Origin of the sequence: Fictibacillus enclensis, from assembly GCF_030123385.1 — a bacterium.
Classification (GTDB): Bacteria; Bacillota; Bacilli; order Bacillales; family Fictibacillaceae; genus Fictibacillus_C; species Fictibacillus_C enclensis.
Map to the genome: position 1 here is coordinate 1603741 of NZ_CP126109.1, position 17862 is coordinate 1621602.

Genomic DNA, 17862 nt, shown 5'->3' on the forward strand with positions numbered 1-17862 from the left:
GGAGGAGGAACTATAGTGGCACAGCATTCGTTTCACTTAAAAGCAAACTGGCCTGGTCTCCGCAATGATGTAGGCGAGATCGAGGCCGGAAATTTAAAAACAAAGATATCCATTCCGCCGGAAATGGAGGGTCCTGGTGTAGGAACCAATCCGGATGAAATGCTCCTTGGAGCTGCGGCAACCTGTTATATTATTACGCTCGCTGCCATGATGGAGCGCAGCCAGCTTGAAAAAGAGAATTTGACCATGGAATCAGAAGGAATTGTTGAGGTGACCAAAGGAGTTATTACCTATAAAAAAATTATTCACCGCCCTCTTATTGTGTTAAAGGAAGATGCCTCACAAAAGGACCAGGAGCTGGCCCAACGTCTTGCCGAAAAAGCAGAAACATCCTGCATGATCACGAGGGCCATCCAGGGTAACGTGGAAGTCAGCCTGGAAGCAAAGGTAATCACAGGGCAAAATCAATAAACCAGCACAATTGTGCTGGTTTTAAATTGACTACATACCAGCCCATTCGTGTTTCAGGATACTGTAAAGAAGTGAATCCCGCCAGCCGTTCTTCATTTTTAAATCTTCTCGCATCGTCCCCTCTTTTGTCATTCCGAGCTTTTCCAAAACGCGGATGGAGCCGGAGTTTTCGGGGTGGCATGTTGCGTAGATCCGGTGAAGGTCAAGAACGGTATATCCTAAATGAAGAAGAAGGGCACCTGCTTCTGTGGCGTACCCGCTGCTCCAGAAATCAGGGTGGATAATATAGCCGATTTCCCCGATCTTATTTCCGAAATCTCGTATGTTCAGCTCTGCTACACCGATTAATTTTTCCTTTTCCTCTTCAATGACCGCGAATGCGAACCGTGACCTTGGGCTCTGTTTGGTATCCCTGATCGCCTGGCTTACAAACTTTAATGTATCTTCTTCTGAATTAGGCCCCCACGGCTGATAGCGGCAGGAGATGTCGAGGCCTGCATAGGAATGGATAGATCTCCAGTCTGTCTGCCTTAATTCACGCAAGCGGATTCTTTGTTGAATGGCCATGATTGGTGGTCCTCCAATATAAGAAATGGTTTACTTAATAGAATAGTTCTTCACAGAAAGATGGTTTCCTGTTTCATTGAAGTATATGACCTAGTAGAGCAGGAAGATCTTTACTCTTATCGAATCCATTATGGGTATCTATTAATCGAAAAAGGGTGATGGAAGAATGGAAAATTATTCTTTAAAAATCATGGATTATCATCACTGGGCCAACCAGAAATGGTTTGAACACTTAAAAAAGCTTCCTGAAGGCATACTGACTCAAAAAATCACCAGTGTATTTCCAAGCCTGATGGATACACTTGTTCATATGCTAAAAACGGATTTTATCTGGCTATTGACCATTTCAGGCAAGGAATATGAAGAAACCATAGGAATGTTAAATGAATTCAATGAAAAATTGAAGGGCATGTCCTTGACCGAACTGGAAAAACAGTTTGACGAGATTACCGGAAAATATGTAACCTTTCTGAACGGAATTGAAGATCCGCAACAGACCATTACTATTGCTCATCCGAAATTTGGTGAGGCCAAGGCACCGCTGCAGGACCTAATTGGCCATGTGGTTAATCATGGCACCTATCACCGCGGCAATCTGACGGCCATGCTCAGACAGATGGGTGAGGCAGGGGCTCCAACCGATTATATTTTTTATTTGTATGAAGAACAGGCATTATTCGCTCCGAAACATTGAAGCATTTGAACATTTCTATTCTTTAGGCTAGAGTGCTATAATAAAAAGGAGTACAGACGTTCGAAGTTCTCGTTTCTAGGAGTGAAACATGAAGTTAATTATTGCTGAAAAACCATCACAGGCCCAAGCACTTGCAGGGCCTTTTTCTAAAGTGAAAAAACAAAAAGGCTTTTATGAGATTCCTCCTCAGGATCCCTTTCCTGACGGAGCTTATTTAACCTGGTGTGTGGGGCATCTTCTGGAACTGGTACCGCCCAAGGAGTATAAACCTGAGTGGGAAAAGTGGAAGCTCGACACATTGCCGATGATGCCCGAGCGGTTCCGCTACAAAGTATCTCCTTCCAAATGGGATCAGTTTCAAATCATTAAAAAGCTGGCATTTGATCCAAAAGTAACCGGGATTATTGGAGCGACGGATGCAGGGCGGGAAGGGGAGCTCATTTACAAGTCGCTTCTGATGAACATGAATTGCAAAAAGCCTGTGATGCGTCTTTGGATATCCTCCTTGACCAAGAAAGCGGTCCTCGAGGGATTCCGTCATTTGAAAAGCGGGCAGGAAACGCTGCCTGTCTTTTTTGAGGCGTATTCCAGGGCATGTGCTGACTGGCTCGTGGGATTAAACACAACAAGAGCCTACACGCTGCTCATGCAGAAAAAAGGAATAAGGGAAACCTTTCCAACCGGAAGAGTCATGACTCCTACTGTTGCTTTGGTAGTAAAACGCGAAGCCGAAATTGAAAACTTTAAACCTGAGCCTTTCTTTGAAGTCATTGGGGAATTTGATGTGAACGGAAATCAGTACAGCGGAAAATGGCAGGAAAAAGAAAACAGCCGTCTCAAGACAAAAGAGGAGGCGGAGGTGATCGCCGAACGAACCAAAGATCAGCGCTGTGCGGTTGCCGATGTTAGAAAGGACCGAAAAGAATATCATCCGCCCATGCTGTATAACCTTTCTGCTCTGCAGGCAAAAGCCAATCAAATCTACAAATACTCGCCTGAAAAAACACTGAATATTACAAGTGAGCTGTACTTAAAAAAGATAGTCAGTTATCCGCGGTCAGACAGCCCGTATATTACGGAGGAAGAAGCAAAAACGCTGCCAGGTATTTTACAAAAGCTTGCCCAACAAGAAAACTATAATCATTTGCTGCCCGCCCCCAAACGTTCGCTGATGGGAAACCCGCGTTTTGTGAATGCCGCAAAGGTTTCTGACCACTATGCCATTATTCCCACGGAAAATGTGGCAAGCCCTGAAAAACTAAGCAGGGATGAGCGGAATATCTATGACCTTATTGTGAGAAGCGTAATCGCTGCCCATTATGATAAAGCCGTTATGGATACCACTACAATCGTAACGAGAGTCAATAACCACGATGAATTTGTATCCAAGGGAAAAGTGATTATACAGGAGGGCTGGCGCAAGGTCCTGTTTGAAAAGAACACTAAAAAAGCAGACAACAAAGACGATGAAGAAAACACTGTATTACCTGATGTTCAATCAGGGGAAACGGGTACAGTGGAACAGGTAAGCATTCGGGAAGGAAAGACGCAGGCCCCGAAACGGTATACCCTGGGAAGCCTGGTCACATTAATGAAAACAGCAGGAAAAACGATTGAAGATGAAGAGCTGAGCAAGGTGCTGAATCAGGTCCAGGGGCTGGGAACGGAAGCCACGAGAAGCAGTATCATCAAAAAAATTGAAGAACTGAACTATATCCGTGTTCAGAAAAATCAAGTGTATGCGACCGAAAAAGCGAAAGCATTAATCACGGCGATCGGTGAGGATTCCATTTTAACCTCGGCGGAGACAACCGCTCTCTGGGAGCAGCGCCTGCACGAAATTGGTAAAGGCAGAGCGGACGCAAAGCAGTTTATCGATATGACCAAGAGAATGACAGAGAAAGTGATTCAGGATGCTATTGCAGCGTCTGGAAGCTGGAAAGTGGAACCCTTGCCCGTATCCAAGACGGCGAAAGCGGAAAATGAGCCTCTCGGAACGTGTCCGTTTTGCGGAAAAGATATCATCCATATTGCTATTAAACGCAATGACTTTTACGGCTGCAGCGGCTATAAGGAAGGATGTAAATTCACAATTTCGGGCAGAATTGCCAAAAAGAAGCTGTCACCCGCACAGGTGAAGAGGCTTCTGGAAAAGGGTGAAACGACTAAGCTCAAGGGGTTCAAAAGCAAGCAGGGCAAACCATTTGCTGCTGCTCTTGCCCTGAACAAAGAAACCGGAAAAATTGAGTTTAAAATGTAAGTCGAAGCGTGTATCCTAGAGTCAGAAGGGCAGACGAAACCAAACCCCAAAGGAGACAGGGCCATGAATCAAAAACAACTGGCAGGCGAAAAAGCAGCCGATTACATCGAAGACGGGATGACGGTCGGACTTGGCACAGGCTCCACCGTGTTTTATACCATACAAAAGGTGGGAGAGGCCGTGAAAAACGGTCTTCGGATAAAAGGTGTATCAACGTCAGCTTCTACGACCAAGCTGGCTCAATCTCTTGGTATTCCGCTGATTTCCATTGATGACGTGGATAAGATCGACCTGACCATTGATGGTGCGGATGAAGTGGATCCCAAGCTTAATGGCATTAAAGGAGGAGGCGGGGCACTTTTGTTTGAAAAAGTGGTCGCTAATGCCTCGGCGAAAGTGATTTGGGTGGTGGACCCCGCCAAGAAAGTACAAACATTGGGGAAATTTCCTCTTCCTGTAGAAGTGATTCCGTTTGGAGCACAGCGATTATTTCGATATTTTGAAAAACAGGGTCTTTCGCCAGTGATCCGGGACAAAGAAAATGCTCCTTATGTGACAGACAGCGGCCATTATATTATTGATCTTCATTTGGAGGAGATTCGTGAACCCGAGCAGCTGGCAACATGGCTAGACAGCCTGACGGGTGTAGTAGAGCACGGCCTGTTTTTGAATGGTGCCGATCTCATCGTGGTCGGTGAGGCTGAAGGTCCCGAAATTATCGAAAAAAATAGGAACTCTTAAAAAATTTCTTGTATCCCTTTGGAATATGCTGTATATTGTATTTTAATAAAACTGATCGGTTAAAAAGCATTGAAAGGAACATGAGCCATTCTGTACGGTTGCACAGAGAGGAAGGGTGCTGAGAACTTCCCAACGCAGCGGAACGGCTTACCATCCTTGAGCTGTATGGGTGAACACAGTAGCTCATACCGCAGACGCTGCGTTAAAGCCAAGGAGCCATCAAATAGCCATGCTGTTTGATGGGAATCTGGGTGGAACCACGGGTAAAACGCACTCGTCCCTTTTGTTTGGGATGAGTGCGTTTTTTCTTTTTCTCATCTCCTAAATTAAAAATAGTGTTGAACAGGACAATATCTATTGCCAACCGGTCATACAGAGAAGGAAGGAGAGCTGAGAACTTCCTGACAAAGGGGCACGGATTACCGCCTGGGAGCTGAATGGGTGAACTGGATTGATTAGCTTATTCCGCAGATGCTGCGTTAAAGCAAATGGAGCCGCCATTGATCGGTAATGGCGGGAACCAGGGTGGAACCACGGGTAAAAGCACACTCGTCCCTAGATGAGGGATGGGTGTGCTTTTTGTTATTTAAAAACAGAATGGAGAGATGAAAAATGAAAGCAAACGAAATCAGCCTTCAGTTCCCCGATGGTTCCCGGCACAGCTATCCGCAAGGTGTATCTGTTCATGAAATTGCGGCTTCCATCAGCCCGGAATTAAGCAAAAAAGCAGTTGCCGGCAAGGTAAATGGACGGCTTTCAGATCTCAGCACACCTCTTGAAAAAGATGCAAACATCGAAATTATTAGTCTGCAATCCCCTGAAGGCGAAGAGGTTTTAAGGCATAGCGCAGCCCACGTTCTTGCACAGGCGGTTCAACGGATTTATGGAGAGGTGAAGTTTGGGATCGGCCCTGCCATTGAAAATGGGTTTTATTATGATTTTGATCTGCCAGTTTCCATCTCCAATGAAGATCTTTCCGCCATAGAAGCCGAAATGAAGAAAATCATTGCCGAAAATTTACGGATTGAGCGGTTAACGGCAATAAGAGAGGAAGCCGCCCGCTACTGGCAGGATAAGGAGGATGAGCTCAAGCTTGAATTGCTGCGTGATATTCCTGAAGGAGAGCTGATCACTTTTTATAAACAAGGCGAATTCCGGGATTTGTGCCGGGGGCCTCATCTACCTTCAACAGGGCGGATTAAGGCATTCAAATTAACTTCGGTTTCTGGTGCCTACTGGAGGGGAGATTCCAATAATCGGATGCTGCAGCGGATTTATGGTGTGGCGTTTTCTTCTAAAAAGGAGCTGGATGAGCATCTGCAGTTCTTGGAGGAATCTGCCAAACGAAATCACCGGAAGCTTGGTAAAGAACTGGAGTTGTTTATGTTTTCCGATGAAGCTCCAGGAATGCCGTTTTTCTTGCCGAAAGGACAGGTGATTCGAAAGGAACTCGAAGGATTTTTACAGAAATTCCAGGATATGGGCGGGTTTGAAGAAGTCAGGACTCCGCTGATGATGAATCAGAGGCTGTGGGAGAAGTCGGGCCACTGGGGGCATTACAAGGATAATATGTATTTCACAAATGTGGATGACGCAAGTTTTGCATTAAAACCAATGAATTGTCCCGGACATATGCTCATTTACAAAAATAAGCGGCGCTCCTACCGAGACCTGCCGCTCAGGCTGGCAGAGTTTGGACAGGTGCACCGCCATGAATACAGCGGTGCGTTGAATGGGCTCTTGAGAGTCAGGACGTTTTGCCAGGATGACGCCCATATTTTTGTAACACCTGAGCAAATTGAAGAGGAACTAACATCTGTTTTACGAGTTGTCAATGAGGTCTACAGCACATTTGGCTTTTCTTTCGAGGTCGAGCTTTCCACACGGCCGGAGGATTTTATGGGAGATGAAACGCTCTGGAATCAAGCTGAAAGCGCTCTGGCAACTGTATTGCAAAAGGCAGGTTTCTCTTACCGGATCAATGAAGGAGACGGCGCATTTTACGGCCCAAAAATTGATTTTCATATCCGAGATGCCATAAAGAGAAGCCATCAATGTGCAACGGTCCAACTTGATTTTCAAATGCCGGAAAAGTTCGACCTTCATTATGTGGATGAGCATAATGAAAAGCGGCGTCCGGTAGTCATTCACCGTGCGGTTCTTGGCTCCATTGACCGCTTTTTGGGCATACTGATCGAACATTATGCCGGAGCTTTCCCGGTTTGGCTTTCTCCGGTGCAGGTTAAAATTATCCCGGTGTCGCTTGATGCGCATTCGGAAAATGCAAAGGAACTCCTGCAACAATTAAGAGGTGCGGGAATCAGAGCAGAAGCAGATCTCAGAGAGGAGAAACTGGGGTATAAAATCCGTGAGGCGCAAATCCTGAAAACTCCGTATACTCTCGTAATCGGTGATGAAGAAGTCAAAAACGAAGGAGTCAGCGTAAGAAGGTACAGCGAAAGGACATCTGTGTTTATGAAACCGGAGGATTTTCTAAAAAAACTCAAGGTAGAAATTGAGAATAAAAAATGATGGAAAAGAGAGAATTTCTCATGCAAATGAGAAGTCTCTCTTTTTTATTCACAGCTATTAGTACAAAAGCACTATTATTTATCCTTCGACAAGTGAAGAAAAGTTTTTCAGAACGGTTGCCCTCAAAAAGGGCTGAATCCATGGCATGTAAGGAATTTAGGCATACTCGGCAACAAGATAGCCGTATTGTTGGCAGATGAAAGTTAAGTGATAATGGTTCTCAAGTATGATTGACGATGAGAATGGTTTTCATTTAGAGTAGAGGCTGTAAATGTTAATGAAAATCATTATCAATTAAAGGAGTTTGATATAGATGGCTACTCAACAATTAACAAAGAATGAGTTTCTTCTAAAACAGCAGGCGGACAGAGAATCCAATGCCCGGTCGTATCCGCGCAGAATTCCTATTGCGATCGAAGAAGCAGAGGGCATTTTTGTAAAAGACGTGAACGGAAAAACCTATTATGACTGTTTGGCCGGCGCGGGAACTCTGGCGCTCGGACATAACCACCCTGTGGTAATCGAGGCTATACAACAAGTGATCAAGGACAAGCGCCCTCTGCATACGCTTGACCTTACCACTCCGGTCAAGGAAGAGTTTGTCACCGAGCTGTTTGACAGCCTTCCGAAGGAATTTGCCCAAATAGCCAAGATCCAATTTTGCGGGCCGACGGGTGGAGATGCCATTGAGGCAGCCATTAAATTATCAAAAACGGCAACAGGACGGCAGAGCATTCTATCCTTCCAGGGCGGGTATCACGGGTCCACTCATGGCACGATGGCACTCAGTGGCAACCTTGGGCCAAAGGAGAAAATAAGAGGTCTTATGCCGGATGTTCACTTTTTGCCATATCCATACACCTACCGGGATCCGTTCGGTATTGGTGGAGATGAGTCACATCGCATCAGCTCGCAATACATCGAGAATCTGCTCGATGATCCGGAAAGCGGAATCCTTGCACCAGCAGCCATGATCCTTGAAGTGGTTCAGGGGGAGGGCGGCAGTATTCCAGCACCAATTGAATGGCTTCAGGAGATGAGAAGAATCACCAAAGAACGGGGCATACCTCTCATCATTGATGAAGTGCAGACAGGAATCGGAAGAACAGGGGAATTCTTTGCCTTTGAACACGCCGGAATTGTACCGGATGTACTTGTTCTGTCAAAAGCCATCGGAGGGAGTTTGCCACTATCAGTTGTGGTTTATGATAAGGCACTCGACCAATGGTCACCGGGAGCTCACATTGGGACGTTCAGAGGGAACCAAATGGCGATGGCAGCAGGCACAGCCACCCTTAACTTCATCAAAAAGCAGAACTTGTCCGGGCATGTGAAAAGGATGGGAGAGCTTCTTAGTGAAAGGCTTGAGCAAATTCAGTTATCTTATCGGCAAATCGGCGATGTGAGAGGGAGAGGATTGATGATTGGCGCGGAAATCGTCAACCCGGAAGGCAAGAAAGGGAAAAACGGAAGTCTTCCTGCTGCTCCATCGCTCGCCAGTGCGATCCAGCGTGAATGCTTTCATCGCGGGCTGATCCTTGAAGTCGGCGGACGCCATGGCAGTGTGGTTCGTTTTCTGCCGCCGCTTATTATTACAGAAGAGCAAGTCCTGGATGTAGCCTGGATTTTTGAACAGGCCATACAGGCAGCTGTAAATGGAGAGTAATTCACAAATGACTACAGTTGTTAATCTAAAAACGAAATTTGATGACTTGTTCATCAAGGAGGGGATGAGCGGCCAGGATGCCTACCTTCAGGCGATCGATCAGACAAAGAAGGTAGTTGCAGATGTGTCGGTTCAAGCGAGAGGGCCCTTTTCCGGAGAAACGCTACAGATGATTAAACGTGCGGTTAAAGAAATGAAACTGGCTACAGAAAAAGGCCAGCCGCTTGAAGTGGTATTGGAGGATGTGGCGACATTGCTTCTTCACAGCATCCAGGTGAATCATAAAGCATGCATCGGGCATCTTCACTGTCCTCCGCTCGTTCCTGCCCTTGCGGCTGAAATGGTGATCAGTGCGGCCAACCAATCTCTGGATTCATGGGATCAAAGCTCAAGCGCCACCTATCTTGAACAAGAGTTGATTGACTGGCTTTGCAACCGCCTTGGATTGGGAGAAAACGCGGATGGAACGTTTACGAGCGGAGGAACACAATCGAACTATATGGGCCTTCTGCTCGCAAGGGATGCATTTTGCGAAAAGCAATGGAACTGGAATGTACAGAAGAAGGGCTTGCCCCCTGAAGCTCGCCGGTTACGAATTCTATGCTCGGAAGCCGCTCATTTTACGGTGGGAAAATCCGCTTCACAGCTGGGCCTTGGTGAAGACGCAGTGATACTGGTGAGCACCGACCGCCATCAACGAATGTCTCTAACAGATCTGAAAGAGAAACTTCGAATCTTGAAAGCTGAAAATCTGCTGCCTTATGCACTGGTCGGGACGTGCGGGACTACCGATTTTGGAAGTATTGATCCACTTCTTCACCTGGCAGAAGCAGCGAAGGAAAACGGCTTATGGTTTCATGTGGATGCAGCCTACGGAGGAGCTCTCATGCTAAGCCATAATGATCATCACCGGATTCGGGGAATAGAACAAGCCGATTCGATCACCGCCGATTTTCATAAACTCTTTTTTCAGCCGATCAGCTGCGGTGCTTTCTTGGTAAAGGAACGGAAGCATTTTAAATATATCAGCTACCATGCCGATTATTTAAATCCTGAACAGGACGAGGAGGAAGGCTTGCTCCACCTTGTCAATAAGTCGGTCCAGACGACCAGAAGATTTGATGCCTTAAAACTGTTTATGTCCCTCCGGGCTGTGGGATTGGATCGTTTTGGAGAGATGATCGACCATACCATTGAACTCGCAAGGAAAACAGCACAGCTTATGAAGGAAAGCAGATTCTTTACGGTTATAAATGCCGAACCGGAAATTAACGCGGTTGTTTTTCGCTATGAACCTTCGTTTCTTAAAAACAACTTTGATGCATTAAACAAACAGATTCATAGCGAGCTTCTTCACGGCGGAAGAGCCTTGTTGGCGAAAACCATGCATGAAGGAAAGCTGTATCTTAAATTTACATTGCTTAATCCACGAGTAACCATGGAAGACATGAAGAAATTGATCGCCGACATTGCTGAATTGGGCGAAACCATACATAGAAGGGAAGGGAAATCATCGTGAACAGCAAGCAGCTTGCAGAGCAGGCGACCATACAAAGCTTTCTGAACTGTTACTTGCGTGAGACGGGAGATTCGAATGAAAAGAAAGCGGGCATGATCTGGATCAGCACGTTGGAGAACCAAAACATTGAGGTCTTGATTCCAGTAAAGTATTGGTCTCCGACAGGAAGGCACCTGTTTTCGTTTCCCATCATGTATCAAAGCAAAGGAGGAGGGAAACCTGTTCCGGCTGATTACCTCAGTCTGGTTTCACTGCTCGCTAAAGAGCTCTTGCTGAGGCAAGGCAGAGAAGATGCGGAAGACGAGCTTGTTCTTCGCGTCATACTGAGCTGCAAGAATATGAAGGAGACGATTCAACATAGATTTGCTGATGCTGGGAAGTTAACAGAAGAGGAGTTTATGTTTATTGAAGCGGAACAATCCCTTCTTCTGGGCCATCTGCTTCATCCGACACCCAAAAGCAAACAAGGGATGCTTCCCGGGGAGGAAATGATCTACTCACCAGAATTTAAGGGAGAATTTCCGCTGTATTACTTTAAGATCCATCGTTCTCTCGTTCTTCAAGATTCCACGTTGAGCCATTCTGCGGTGGAACTTGTAAGGCGCATGCTTCTGGATGATCCTGCCGTGCCCCACGAATTTGTAGTGGAGCATTGCATGGATGAGGACTTCCATCTCGTGCCGGCCCATCCGCTTCAGGCAAGAGAGTTAGTTGTTCAGCCAGCCGTCCGGAAACTGATTGAGCAAGGCAAGATTGTTGATGTCGGCTGTACGGGAAGTCCGTTTACACCCACATCCTCACTGAGGACGGTGTACCGCAGTAATTCCAAGTACATGTTTAAGTTCTCAGTGCCTGTCAAGATTACCAATTCACTAAGAGCCAATAAACCGAAAGAGCTTGAACGGGGCGTCGAAATTTCCCGCCTGCTGCATACGGAACTGGGGACTGAGCTTCAAAATCGTTATCCCGGTTTTCGAATCGTTGAAGACCCAGCCTATCTTTCTGTTCGGGCAGGAGAAGAGGAATCAGGGTTTGAAGTCGTCATCCGGGAAAATCCTTTTTATCAAAATGAACGGAATGCCAGCCTGATCGCGGGGTTGTGCCAGGATCATCCATACGGCGGGAAAAACCGGTTGTTCTCGATCATTCAATCGATCGCACAAAAAGAAAACCGAACGACAGAAGAAGTCAGTACCGATTGGTTTGAATCCTACTTAGCTCTTTCTCTGGAACCGATGCTGTGGCTGTATAAGCAATACGGGTTAGCGTTGGAGGCCCATCAGCAAAATTCCATCGTCCAGCTTTCGGATAACGGGTATCCAGCTGCGTTTTACTACAGAGACAACCAGGGTTACTATTATGCGGAATCCAAGGCACACAAACTGAAGCAGCTTCTGCCGGATTTAAACCGCAAAAGTGAAACCATCTGCTCTGACGCCACGGCAGAGGAGAGATTTCGATACTATCTCATTTTTAATCATCTCTTTGGATTGATCAACGGATTCGGAACGGCAGGACTTGCAGATGAAACAGCCTTACTTGATATTCTGCGAAAATCTCTCGCTCGCCACAAAGAAAACGGAGCGGGTCAGCTGGTGAAAAGCCTGCTGAATGAACCGGTCCTGCCGTGCAAAGCCAACCTGTTGACAAGACTTCATGACAAGGATGAGCTTGTCGGAACACTGGAGGAGCAATCGGTATATGTAAATGTAATCAATCCAATTGGGCAAAAGGCAGGGGTCACATATGGTGTATGAATTTGAAACGTTTGACGATGCGCTCAAAAACCGGATCTCCTTCCGGCGCGTGAAATTTGAAAAAGACGCCGAGCTTCTTCATAAGTGGATGAACGAAGAGCACGTAATTCCTTTCTGGAAGCTCGACGGACCAAGAGAAATCTACTATAAGCATTTGGAAAAAGCCCTTTCAGATTCGCACCAAACTCTGTATATCGGATGCATAAACGACAAGCCGATGAGCTACTGGGAAGCGTACTGGGTAAAAGGAGATGTGGTGGAAAACGCGTATCCATCCGTTCCTTTTGATCAGGGCATTCATCTTTTGATCGGAGAGAAGGAGGATTTGGGCAAAGGGTATTCATTGCCTCTGCTGAAGGCGATGGTAAGGCATCAGTTTCAGGAGCCGGACACAGAAAAAGTCATTGCGGAACCGGATATTCGGAATAAGAAAATGATACATGTTTTTGAAAAATGCGGTTTTCGCGCAATCCAACCGATCGAGCTGCCGGATAAAACGGCGCTGTTAATGTTTTGCACAAAAGACGAATTTCACAGGAGGTGGAGCTACCTTGACAAGGAAAGAGCAAAGGCACATCTATGATGCGGTTGGAATTGGAATCGGCCCTTTTAATTTAGGAATGGCAGCATTGGCTGAAGGAACCGGGCTTGATTGCCTGTTTTTTGAACAAAAAAGTGAATTTAACTGGCATGAGGGAATGCTGATCGAAGGGACTACCCTTCAGGTGCCGTTTCTGGCAGATCTGGTCAGTATGGCCGATCCGGCGAATCCATTCAGCTTTCTTTCATATCTCCACGAGCAGGGTCGTTTATATCACTTTTATTTTCTGGAAAAGTTTCATATTCCGAGAAATGAGTACAATCATTACTGCCAGTGGGCAGCCCGTAAGCTATCGTCCTGCCGGTTTGGCATGGAGGTGGAGGAAGTACTGCCATTTGGATCGGAGGACGGCTTTCTCTATAAAGTCTATGTACGGGACGAAAAGACGGATCAAGTAAGATCGGTACTCGCACGCAACCTGGTCATGGGAATCGGGACGAAGCCTTATCTGCAGCCACATGCGGAATGGTTCTCAGGCAAATCAGTCTTCCATTCATCACAGTATTTAAAAAGAAAAGACGAAATGCTTGGCGCCAGTTCCATCACAGTGGTGGGATCCGGACAGAGCGCGGCCGAAATCTTTCTTGATATTGCCCGCAGCATAGACGATGGGGCGTGTCAGCTTAACTGGCTGACACGTTCAAAAGGATTCTTTCCCATGGAATATTCGAAGCTGGGACTTGAATATTTTTCACCGGACTACATTGATTTTTTCTATGCTCTTCCTCAGGAGAAACGGGATGCGCTTCTGGCTCAGCAGGATCTGCTGTATAAAGGCATCAGCGCAGAAACCATTGGTGAAATCTATGATCTGCTTTACGAAAAATCAGCAGCTGGTAAAGAAACCTCTTTCCATCTCCAGCCCATGGTGGAGGTCACGGGAATCAATCAATCGGATTCCACTCACGTGCTTCACTGCCGGCAATGGATGACGGAAGAAGTCTTCCAAAAGGAATCAGACGTGGTCATTATGGCTACGGGCTATAAACCGGCATTCCCATCCTTTCTTAGTGGACTGGAAGATTATATTGAATTTGACGATCAGGGAAGATTCCAGATTGAACGGGAGTACCGTCTGAAAACCCACCTGCATACAAAGAACGAGATTTTTATTCAAAACGGAGAAATGCACACACACGGAGTGGGAGCACCTGATCTCGGACTTGGTGCATACCGCAATGCAGTGATATTGAATGCCATTGCGGAAAAGCCGTTGTATCCGGTTGAAAAGAAAAATATATTTCAACAGTTTATGGGTGAAACGACGCAAAAAGCCGGACCAAAAGATCCAACCAGCAGAGGAGGACACACGCATGTTTTTTCTTGAAGAGCTAAAGCAAAATCTGAGTCGCGAGAAATGGGTTGATGCCAACCAAAGGCTGCTCGCCAAGATGATCGCCGAATATATGTATGAGGATATGATTTATCCTGAACAGGTCGAAGGAAACACCTATCTATTAAAGATCGGCGAGTGGATTCCATACCGGTTTCAAGCAGAGCCTCGTTTGTTCAACAGCTATTCCGTAGACTGCAAAACTATCGAAAAATACAGCAATAACAGCTGGGAGCCGGCAGACAGTGCCGTGCAGTTTATCCTAGATATTCAGCAATCCATCGGGATGTCAGCAGAAACAGCAGGACACTTGATCAAAGAATTGAACGCGACACTGCTTGCTGATGTGAATCTTATGGTAAATCATACAAAAAGTGCGGACGAGCTGGCTGAACTGGGCTATGAAGAGCTTGAAGGGGAAATGACAGGGCATCCATGGATTACTTACAATAAGGGTAGAATCGGCTTCGGATATGATGATTATTTGATGTATGCGCCGGAAAACCAGCAGAAGGTACAGTTATCCTGGATCGCTGTTAAAAAGGAGAAAGCTTCCTACCAATCGGTTGCAGGCGCAGATTATGATTCTCTGTTGAAGTCTGAACTTGATCAAGAGACACTCCATTCCTTTCATGAGCGTCTAGCGGCAGAGGGCTGTGACCACAGTCAATATTTCTATATGCCCGTACATGAATGGCAATGGAAAAACGTGATCATCCAGAATTTTGCACATGAACTGGCTGCAAAGATCATCGTTCCTTTGGGAGATGGCCCGGACCAATATCTTCCGCAGCAATCCATCCGTACGTTTGTTAACACGTCACAAAAAACGAAGCATCATGTGAAGCTTCCGATGAGCATTTTGAACACGCTCGTATATCGTGGATTACCCGCTGAACGAACGGTGATTGCCCCCAAGATCACTGAGTTTATCAAAGGCATAGCGGATCAAGACCGATTTTTAAAGGAAGAGTGCAGGGTAATTCTTCCCGGGGAGAATGCCAGCATCAATGTGGATCAATATCATTTTTCAGAGTTAAAGGGAGCCCCTTATCAATATCTTGAAATGCTTGGTGTGATATGGAGGGAAAGCATTCATATGTATACAGAGGAAGGTGAGCGTCCGATTACGCTTGCGGCACTGGCGCACGCTGATGCTTCAGGCAAGCCATATGTGCAAAGCCTGATGGAGAAATCAGGATTATCTCCGGAGGAATGGATCAGGCAAATGTTTCATGTGGTTATGCCGCCGCTGCTTCATTACTTGTATCAGTATGGCACCGTTTTTTCTCCGCATGGCCAGAATACGATCCTTGTACTGAAGAAATACAAGCCTCACCGTCTTGCGATTAAAGATTTTGTCGATGATGTGAACATCAGCGACCAGCCATTTGCAGAGTTGGAGTCTCTTGGGCAGGAGCTGAAAGCGGTATTGCGCAGCGAGCCGCCGGAAGGGCTGACTCAATTTATTTTCACAGGGTTGTTTATCTGCCATCTTCGTTATTTGGCGGATCTGCTTGTAAAGAACGACCTTCTAAAGGAAACATCGTTCTGGCGGCTTCTTGCTGAAGAAATTTATGCCTATCAGGATAGATTTCCACACCTGCAAGAACGATTTGCACTGTTTGATTTCTATCAGCCCAAACTCACAAAACTCTGCCTGAACCGGAACCGGATGGTGGATTACGGGTATGGAGATGGAGAGGATAGGCCGCATGCCTCAGAATTCGGAAAAGTCAGCAATGCATTACACCTGTTTGCCAGGGAGGAAGTTTCCTCATAACATCAAAAAAGCCGGTGATCTCGATTAGAGTGACCTAATTAAATGAGACAAAGGAAAAAACACCCCCATGGTCGTATATACAAATATCGACAAAGTGGAGGTGTTTTTCTCATGGCGAGAAAAAAGAAGATCTATTCTGAAGAGCTAAAAAGAGAAGTGATTCGTCTAAAATTAACAGGAGAGTATTCCAACCAGGAACTGATGAATCAATTTGGGATTAAGAATCGTACGCAAATTAAAACGTGGATGAAGTGGTTTCGAGATGGGGAGGAACAACGGTTAGCCCAACCGATTGGAAAACAATATACCTTTGGGAAAGGACCGGAAGAGATAAGTGAGCTTGAACAACTTAAACGAAAATTAGCCATTTATGAGATGAGAGAAGAATTAGTGGGAAAGTATCAGGAGATCGAAAGGAAGTGGTTCCAGAAGTATTCGTCGAATTAGTGGATCTATTTAAAGAGAAGTACACCATTGCCATGATTTGCGAAGGATTAAAGGTTCCAAGGTCCACGTACTATCGGTGGAAAAACAAGTCGTGGGATCTCACTCCATTGGAACAACAGATTCTGGCCCTGTGTAAAGCATTTAAATACCGGATTGGGCACCGAATGGTGCGAGACCTTCTCTACAAAGACCACCAGATGAAAGCTCATCGAAATACGGTGCAGAAGATCATGCAGAAATACAACATTCAATGCCGGGTAAAACCAAAGAGAACCTCCTATACGGCAGGAGAAAGCAAATGTATCGTCGCCAATCTTCTGGAGCGAAACTTTTCAGCAGAGAAGCCCAATCAGAAATGGGTCACGGATATCACGTATTTGCCTTATGGAGAAAAGATGTTATATTTATCGACCATCATGGACTTGTACAACAACGAAATCCTGGCCTATCGAATCAGTGATAAACAAGATACCTCGCTCGTCACTCAAACCCTGGAAGACGCCTGCAGAGGACGAGAAACCTACGAGGTGATCTTGCATAGTGACCAGGGAGCTCAATATACTTCCTATGCTTTTCAGGAAAAGGCAAAAGAAAAAGGCATCATCACAAGCATGTCCCGGAAAGGCAATTGCTTGGATAATGCCGTCATCGAATCCTTCCATTCCTCGCTAAAGTCGGAAGAATTCAGCAGCCCGCTAAGACCGCGTCTTACAAGTTCCATTGTACAAGAAAAAGTACAAGATTACATGTATTATTATAATTACAATCGACCATTTACAAAATTAAACTGCCATACTCCAGTAGAATTCAGGAGCATGGCAGCCTAGGTGTTTTTTTCTGTCCCAATTAGCTAGGTCAGTTCACGATTGGATCGCCGGCTTTTTTCTATTAAAGCGTTTTAATGATTTCATAAAAGGCGGATGCAGGATGGGTAATCTGTTTTGGGGGCCGTTGATTTCGTATCACTTTATTTCTGGTTCTCCCTGTTGAGCAGCTTGTACCAGCCGCCATGTTGATGATCCATAAAGTTCTTGGAGGCATAGGCCAGCACGTTTCCATACCATTCTTTAAATTCCGCTTGTCCAGTGCGGCGGGCAAACAGAGCAGAGGCAGATAAAGCCTCTGCAACGACCCAATAATTGTTGTCATGGTCTATTGGCTGTTTGTTTGGATCGAGAGAATAAAAGAATCCTCCATACTGTCTATCCCATCCTCTGTTCATAACTTCCCTATAAAGCTCCTACGCTGAAGAGATAAATAAACCGGGAAGTGCCTACCAGATGCTTATCTTCTTCCAAAACGCTTCCATCGTCTTTAAATGTATGTAAATATCCTCTGTTATGACGATCCATGCAGTTTGGATAATAAAAGTTCAGAATGCTCATCACCTGTCCGGTCAGCCATTCGTTATCCCAGCCTTTTTCCGTGTATGTGTCCGTCACCAACATTCCCTCCCGCTCTTTCGTTTCATGAGTGGCTTTTCCCTGAAAA

The 17862-nt window shown here is 45.8% G+C and carries 15 protein-coding genes and 1 other annotated feature; of the genes, 12 read left to right on the forward strand and 3 right to left on the reverse strand.

Features of this window, described 5'->3' with window-relative positions:
• The first annotated feature begins 15 nt into the window (after nt 1–15).
• A complete protein-coding gene (locus tag QNH15_RS08590; protein WP_283894071.1) occupies nt 16–471 on the forward strand; it encodes an OsmC family protein in 456 nt (151 codons plus the stop codon).
• A 30-nt stretch (nt 472–501) separates the two neighbouring features.
• Here QNH15_RS08590 and QNH15_RS08595 read toward each other — a convergent pair whose 3' ends face one another.
• On the reverse strand, nt 502–1038 hold the full coding sequence (locus tag QNH15_RS08595) for a GNAT family N-acetyltransferase (RefSeq protein WP_283894073.1): 537 nt from the start codon (nt 1036–1038) through the stop codon (nt 502–504).
• Nucleotides 1039–1204: 166 nt separating this feature from the next.
• On the opposite strand from QNH15_RS08595, the gene QNH15_RS08600 reads away from it, so the two are divergent.
• The 11 genes from QNH15_RS08600 to QNH15_RS08650 all read left to right on the forward strand — a co-directional run bounded on the left by QNH15_RS08600 (nt 1205) and on the right by QNH15_RS08650 (nt 17198).
• On the forward strand, nt 1205–1732 hold the full coding sequence (locus QNH15_RS08600; protein WP_283894075.1) for a DinB family protein: 528 nt from the start codon (nt 1205–1207) through the stop codon (nt 1730–1732).
• A gap of 88 nt (nt 1733–1820) precedes the next feature.
• Nucleotides 1821–3992, forward strand: a complete 2172-nt coding sequence (locus QNH15_RS08605) for a type IA DNA topoisomerase (RefSeq protein ID WP_283894077.1) — start codon at nt 1821–1823, stop codon at nt 3990–3992.
• A 63-nt stretch (nt 3993–4055) separates the two neighbouring features.
• A complete protein-coding gene (gene rpiA, locus QNH15_RS08610) occupies nt 4056–4733 on the forward strand; it encodes a ribose-5-phosphate isomerase RpiA (RefSeq protein WP_283894078.1) in 678 nt (225 codons plus the stop codon).
• 60 nt (nt 4734–4793) lie between these two features.
• Nucleotides 4794–5018 (forward strand) — a binding site (T-box leader).
• A gap of 327 nt (nt 5019–5345) precedes the next feature.
• The gene (gene thrS, locus QNH15_RS08615; protein ID WP_283894079.1) at nt 5346–7265 is read left to right on the forward strand and encodes a threonine--tRNA ligase; all 1920 of its coding nucleotides are present in this window, start codon (nt 5346–5348) and stop codon (nt 7263–7265) included.
• 313 nt (nt 7266–7578) lie between these two features.
• Nucleotides 7579–8931, forward strand: coding sequence for an aspartate aminotransferase family protein (locus tag QNH15_RS08620; RefSeq protein WP_283894080.1), 1353 nt, complete (start codon nt 7579–7581; stop codon nt 8929–8931).
• Nucleotides 8932–8938: 7 nt separating this feature from the next.
• Entirely contained in the window at nt 8939–10450 is a 1512-nt protein-coding gene (locus QNH15_RS08625) for a pyridoxal phosphate-dependent decarboxylase family protein (protein ID WP_283894081.1), read from the forward strand.
• The gene (locus tag QNH15_RS08630; protein WP_283895508.1) at nt 10444–12207 is read left to right on the forward strand and encodes an IucA/IucC family protein; all 1764 of its coding nucleotides are present in this window, start codon (nt 10444–10446) and stop codon (nt 12205–12207) included. The genes QNH15_RS08625 and QNH15_RS08630 overlap by 7 nt, the downstream gene beginning before the upstream one ends.
• Nucleotides 12197–12790 carry a GNAT family N-acetyltransferase gene (locus QNH15_RS08635; RefSeq protein WP_283894082.1) on the forward strand — a complete coding sequence of 198 codons (594 nt, stop codon included), beginning with the start codon at nt 12197–12199 and terminating at the stop codon, nt 12788–12790. The genes QNH15_RS08630 and QNH15_RS08635 overlap by 11 nt, the downstream gene beginning before the upstream one ends.
• Nucleotides 12759–14135: a lysine N(6)-hydroxylase/L-ornithine N(5)-oxygenase family protein gene (locus tag QNH15_RS08640; protein ID WP_283894083.1), complete on the forward strand. Its 1377-nt coding sequence runs from the start codon at nt 12759–12761 to the stop codon at nt 14133–14135. The genes QNH15_RS08635 and QNH15_RS08640 overlap by 32 nt, the downstream gene beginning before the upstream one ends.
• Nucleotides 14122–15924, forward strand: a complete 1803-nt coding sequence (locus QNH15_RS08645) for an IucA/IucC family protein (protein ID WP_283894084.1) — start codon at nt 14122–14124, stop codon at nt 15922–15924. The genes QNH15_RS08640 and QNH15_RS08645 overlap by 14 nt, the downstream gene beginning before the upstream one ends.
• Before the next feature lie 111 nt (nt 15925–16035).
• Nucleotides 16036–17198, forward strand: a protein-coding gene (locus QNH15_RS08650) for an IS3 family transposase (protein ID WP_283890954.1) whose coding sequence is annotated in 2 segments (ribosomal slippage) — nt 16036–16318 and nt 16318–17198 — 1164 coding nt in all. Because the reading frame shifts where the segments join, the coding sequence is not laid out codon by codon here.
• Between the two features lie 140 nt (nt 17199–17338).
• Here QNH15_RS08650 and QNH15_RS08655 read toward each other — a convergent pair.
• Both QNH15_RS08655 and QNH15_RS08660 read right to left on the reverse strand, forming a co-directional pair.
• On the reverse strand, nt 17339–17593 hold the full coding sequence (locus QNH15_RS08655) for an AGE family epimerase/isomerase (RefSeq protein ID WP_283894085.1): 255 nt from the start codon (nt 17591–17593) through the stop codon (nt 17339–17341).
• Between the two features lie 7 nt (nt 17594–17600).
• The gene (locus QNH15_RS08660; RefSeq protein ID WP_283894086.1) at nt 17601–17813 is read right to left on the reverse strand and encodes a hypothetical protein; all 213 of its coding nucleotides are present in this window, start codon (nt 17811–17813) and stop codon (nt 17601–17603) included.
• Between the last annotated feature and the right edge of the window lie 49 nt (nt 17814–17862).

Bases quoted from the DNA above. Each gene is read 5' to 3' on its own strand.
- QNH15_RS08595 (WP_283894073.1), bottom strand. From the start codon at position 1,038: ATGGCCATTCAACAAAGAATCCGCTTGCGTGAATTAAGGCAGACAGAC.
- QNH15_RS08600 (WP_283894075.1), top strand. From the start codon at position 1,205: ATGGAAAATTATTCTTTAAAAATCATGGATTATCATCACTGGGCCAAC.
- QNH15_RS08605 (WP_283894077.1), top strand. From the start codon at position 1,821: ATGAAGTTAATTATTGCTGAAAAACCATCACAGGCCCAAGCACTTGCA.
- rpiA (WP_283894078.1), top strand. From the start codon at position 4,056: ATGAATCAAAAACAACTGGCAGGCGAAAAAGCAGCCGATTACATCGAA.
- thrS (WP_283894079.1), top strand. From the start codon at position 5,346: ATGAAAGCAAACGAAATCAGCCTTCAGTTCCCCGATGGTTCCCGGCAC.
- QNH15_RS08620 (WP_283894080.1), top strand. From the start codon at position 7,579: ATGGCTACTCAACAATTAACAAAGAATGAGTTTCTTCTAAAACAGCAG.
- QNH15_RS08625 (WP_283894081.1), top strand. From the start codon at position 8,939: ATGACTACAGTTGTTAATCTAAAAACGAAATTTGATGACTTGTTCATC.
- QNH15_RS08635 (WP_283894082.1), top strand. From the start codon at position 12,197: ATGGTGTATGAATTTGAAACGTTTGACGATGCGCTCAAAAACCGGATC.
- QNH15_RS08645 (WP_283894084.1), top strand. From the start codon at position 14,122: ATGTTTTTTCTTGAAGAGCTAAAGCAAAATCTGAGTCGCGAGAAATGG.
- QNH15_RS08655 (WP_283894085.1), bottom strand. From the start codon at position 17,593: ATGAACAGAGGATGGGATAGACAGTATGGAGGATTCTTTTATTCTCTC.